The sequence below is a fragment of the Streptomyces sp. BV286 genome, assembly GCF_019090165.1.
In the GTDB taxonomy this organism is placed as follows: domain Bacteria; phylum Actinomycetota; class Actinomycetes; order Streptomycetales; family Streptomycetaceae; genus Streptomyces.
In genome coordinates this window covers 1-4,937 of the sequence record NZ_JAHRIB010000186.1, presented here as the reverse complement: position 1 = coordinate 4,937, position 4,937 = coordinate 1, and the positions used below count along the sequence as shown (strand labels likewise).

Sequence of the window (4,937 nt, the reverse complement as noted above, 5' to 3'; positions counted from 1 at the left end):
CAAGGTCCTCCAAGCCGACGTCCAACAGGTCACACGTGCGCTCCAGCGACTCCGCGAACACCGGGAACGACGCGGCCAACTCCCGGCCCATCCCCACCCGCTGAGCACCCTGCCCCGTGAACAAGAACGCCAGCCGACCGTCCACGACGCGGCCCGACACCACCCCAGGCGCCTCACCACCAGCAGCCAGCACCTCCAACGACCGAAGCAGCTCCGCACGCGAGGAACCCAGCACCACACCCCGATGCTCCAACCCAGCCCGCGACACACCCAAGGAAAACGCCACGTCCACCGCAGTGGATCCCGCGGACATCTGCTGATCCAGCAACCGCGTCGCCTGCGCGCGCAGTGCCTCCGCCGACTTGCCCGACACCAGCCACGGCACCGGCAACCCAGCCACGCCCGACTCGACACCAGCCTCCGCGACAGGCTCCTCCACCGGCGCCTGCTCCACGATCACATGCGCGTTCGTACCACTCACCCCGAAGGAGGAGACACCCGCCCGCCGCGGACGCCCCACCTCCGGCCACGCCCGCGCCTCCGTCAACAACTCCACCGCACCCGCAGACCAGTCCACATGACTCGACGGCTCACCCACATGCAGTGTCTTCGGAAGCACCCCGTTCCTGATGGCCATGATCATCTTGATGATGCCGCTGACGCCGGCAGCCGCCTGGGTGTGCCCGATGTTCGACTTGATCGAGCCCAGCCAGAGCGGACGGTCCTCCTCGCGGTCCTGGCCGTAGGTGGCGAGCAGTGCCTGTGCCTCGATCGGGTCACCCAGAGTCGTACCCGTACCGTGCGCCTCGACCGCGTCCACCTCGGCCGCCGTCAGACCAGCATTCGCCAGCGCCTGACGGATCACCCGCTGCTGCGACGGACCGTTCGGAGCCGTCAGACCATTGCTCGCACCATCCTGGTTCAACGCCGAACCGCGGATGACGGCCAGCACCTGGTGACCGTTGCGCCGCGCGTCCGACAACCGCTCAAGCAGGAGCAGGCCCGCACCCTCGCCCCAGCCGGTGCCGTCGGTGTCGTCGGAGAAGGCCTTGCACCGACCGTCCGACGCCAGGCCGCTCTGTCGGCTGAACGCGATGAACGGTCCGGGTGTCGACATGATCGTCACCCCGCCCGCGAAGGCCATCGCGCATTCCTTCTGCCGGAGTGCCTGGCAGGCGAGATGCAGGGCCACGAGCGAGGAAGAGCACGCGGTGTCCACGGACACCGACGGCCCTTCCAGGCCGAGTACGTACGAGACGCGGCCGGAGACCACGGCCGCCACGCTGCCGGTGGCCAGGTATGCCTCCGTGTCCTGCGGCGAACGGTCCATGAGGTCGGCGTAGTCCTGGCCGTTGGTTCCCGCGAAGACGCCGACGGACGCGCCGCGCAGGCTGTGCGGATCGATGCCGGCCCGCTCGCTGGTCTCCCAGGCAAGCTCCAGCAGGAGCCGCTGCTGCGGATCCATGGCGAGGGCCTCACGCGGCGAGATCCCGAAGAAGTCCGCGTCGAAATCCGCCGCGTCGTGGACGAACCCACCGCGTGCCACGTACGTGCTCCCGACGGCGCCCGTGTCGCCGCCGAGGAGCGTGTCGAAGTCCCAGCCCCGGTCGCCCGGGAACTCCGTGATGGCGTCACCGCCTTCGGCGACAAGCCGCCACAGGTCCTCCGGGGTCCGCACCTCACCGGGATAGCGGCAGCCCATGGCGACGACCGCGATCGGCTCGTGCTCCTCCGACTCGGCCTCGCGCAGCCGCTGCCGGGTCGCGTGCAGATCGGCCGTGACCCGCTTGAGGTAGTCCAGGAGCTTCTGGTCGTTCGACATCTGGTGCCACACCAATCTCGGTACGAGGAACGTCCGGAGGTCAGGGATGCGGGGACGCGGGGAGGGGAGGCCTCGGGAGCCCCGAGGCGGCCAGGAGCCATGGGGGGCCGAGGCGGTCCGGCGGTCCTCCGTTCGAGGACGCCGCTGGTGTCCTGTAGGGCTCTTGATCTCTGGGTCAGCCCAGCCCGAGGTCCTTGTCGATGAGGTCGAAGATGTCGTCGGCTGTGGCCGCTTCCAGCCTGTCCGCGAGGGCCTCGGTCTCCGGGACACCCGCGCCGACGATCTCGTTCAGCTTGGTCACCAGCCCCTGGAGCCGGGAGGTGAGACGCATCCGCTCGATGTCCGCCGACGGGAGCGACGTCACCGAGGCTTCCAGCCGGTCGAGTTCGGCCAGGAGCGGTACTGCGCCCGCGGCCGCCCCCTCGTCCTGGAACAGCTCCGATTTGAGGTGGGCCGTCAGGGCGAGCGGGGTGGCGTAGTCGAAGACCGTCGTGGCGGGCAGTCGCAGGCCGGAGGCCGTGTTGAGCCGGTTGCGCAGTTCGACGGCGGTCACGGAGTCGAAGCCGAGGTCCTTGAAGGAATGGTCCGGCTCCACGTCGGCGGCGTCCGAGTACCGGAGCACGGCGGCCACCTGCGTGCGTACGACGTCGAGAAGCGCGTGGTCGCGTTCCGCGGGCGAGAGCCCGGCCAGGCGTACGGCGATCGAATCCTGCCCCGTCGTGTCCTCGTCCGGTGCGGCCGTCTCCGTGCCCTCGGACAGTGCGGCGCGCACCTCCGCGAGACCGTCGAGGAGGGGCCGTGCCCTGGAGATGGTGAAGACCGGAGCGAAGCGCTGCCAGTCGATGTCCGTGGCGATGAGGTGCCCGGTTCCGTGATCGAGCACTTGCCGCAGGATGTCGAGGGCCAGGCGCGGTTCCATCGCCCGGACACCGATGCGGCGCAGCTGTGCGTCGGTGTCGGCGTCCGCGCCGTCACCGCCCCACAGGCCCCAAGCGATGGACGTGGCGGGGAGTCCGCGGGAGCGCCTGTTGTGGGCGAGGGCGTCCAGGAAAGCGTTGGCTCCGCCGTACGCGGCCTGGTTGGCGTTGCCCCAAACGGCCGAGCCGGAGGAGAAGGTGACGAACACCTCCAGGTCCCGGTCCACGAGCAGTTCGTCCAGGTGCATGGCCCCGCCGATCTTGGCGCGGGTCATCCGGGAGAAATCGTCGAGCGTGATCTCCGAGAGCCGCTGCTCCCCCTCCGGGACCGCTCCGGCCAGGTGGAAGACGCCGGTGAGCGGTGCGGCTTCGGGCAGCGACGCGATGAGTTCGCGTACGGCTTCACGGTCGGCGATGTCGCAGGCCGCGAACGTGACCTTCGCGCCGAGTACGGCGAGTTCCGCTTCCAGGCCGGCCGCACCGCGGGCCTCGGCTCCACTGCGACTCGTGAGCACGAGGTGCTCGACGCCGTCGCGAGCGAGCCGGAGCGCCACCTGCGCGCCGATCCCGCCGGTGCCGCCGGTGACCAGGACGGTGCCGTGAGGCTGCCACGACCTCGCCGGCGGGGTCATGGCGTCATCGAGGCGTGCCCGGACCATACGGCGGGCGAAGAGACCGGCCGTACGGATCGCGATCTGGTCCTCCGGCTCGTCCGAGGCCAGTACGGCGCACAACAGGTCGGCAGTGCGCGCGTCGATCTCCGACGGCAGGTCCAGCAGCCCGCCCCAGGTGTCGGGGTGGTCGAGCGCCAACGACGCCCCCATGCCCCACACGGTCGCCTGCGCCGGGTTGCCGACCTCCGAGGAGTCGATGGCGGCGACGGCCTGTGAAGTGACGCACCACAAAGGGGAGTTCGCCTCCAGGGCGTCCAGGGCCCGAACGAGTGCGATGGTGGCCGCGATGCCCTCGGTCAGTTCCGGATGGCCGGGGTGGGGGCGGTCATCGAGGGCCAGCAGGGAGAGGACACCGACCGGCTGCTCGCTTTCCGGCGTGTCACCCCGCAGCTGCTCTGTCAGAGCCTCGCCGTCGTCGCCGGACACCTCGATGACGCGCAGGTCGGCGCCGTTGCGGCGCAAACCGTCCAGCAACGCGTTCACGGCAGGGGTGTCACGGTGCGTGGTAGGGACGGCGACGGTCCAGGCGCCGGTGACCACGGTGGTGGCCGGCGCCGGCACCGGCTTCCACTCCTCGCGATAGCGCCACCCGTCGACGAGCGACTCTTCCCGCCTGCGCGCCCGCCAGGAGTTGAGAGCGGGCAGTACGCCCCGGAGGGCATCGGTCTCCACCTGCAGGCTATCGGCGAGCGAGGCCATGTCCTCGCTCTCCACCGCCGCCCAGAACGCCTCGTCCACCGGGTCTGCGGCCTGGGCCACCGGGTCCTTCTTCACACTCTCGATCCAGAAACGCCGACGCTGGAAGGCGTAGGTGGGCAGCTCCACCCGGGGGTGGGGACCACCCAGGAGAATCTGCCAGTCCGGCTCGGCAGCACCACGCACGAACAGACCCGCCAGCGAGCGCAGGAACTGATCCCAGCCACCCTCACCCCGGCGCAACGTCCCCACCGCGACCACCGGCGCGGCATCCTCCGGGCCGGCTTCCGCACGGGCCGCATCGACCGTCTCCTCGATGCCCATCACCAGCACCGGATGCGCACTCACCTCAACAAACGCACCGAAGCCTTCCTCAGCAAGGCGACGGGTGGCGTCGGCGAACCGCACCGGGCGACGCAGGTTCTCCACCCAGTAACCGGCCCCCAGGCCGCCGTCTGCGTCTGCGACCCACTCGCCGGTCATCGTCGACAGCATCGGCACCCCACCCGACAACGGCGTGATCTCCGCAAGGTCGGCCAGAATCCGCTCACGGACCTGTTCCACCTGCTCCGAATGCGACGCGTAATCCACCGGAACCCACTTCACCCACACACCCCGCGCCGACCACACCTCCACACACGCTTCCAAACCCTCACGCGTACCGGAAACAACGACCGAACGGGGGCCGTTCACCGCCGCGATCCCGACACCTTCGATCTCCTGCAGCCAGGACGCGACCTCATCGGCCGGGGCCTGAACCGCGAGCATCCCGCCACCGCCCGCCAACACTTCACCGATCGCCCTCGACCGCAACGCCACCACCCGGGC

The 4,937-nt window shown here is 70.1% G+C and carries 2 protein-coding genes; both read right to left on the bottom strand.

Annotation, left to right across the window (positions count from 1 at the left end):
* A partial coding sequence (locus KUF83_RS36260; RefSeq protein ID WP_217459307.1) for a type I polyketide synthase occupies window positions 1-1,822 on the bottom strand: 1,822 nt, incomplete at its 3' end.
* A gap of 175 nt (window positions 1,823-1,997) precedes the next feature.
* Window positions 1,998-4,937 (bottom strand): SDR family NAD(P)-dependent oxidoreductase (locus KUF83_RS36255; RefSeq protein WP_217459306.1); only part of this gene is annotated, 2,940 nt, incomplete at its 5' end.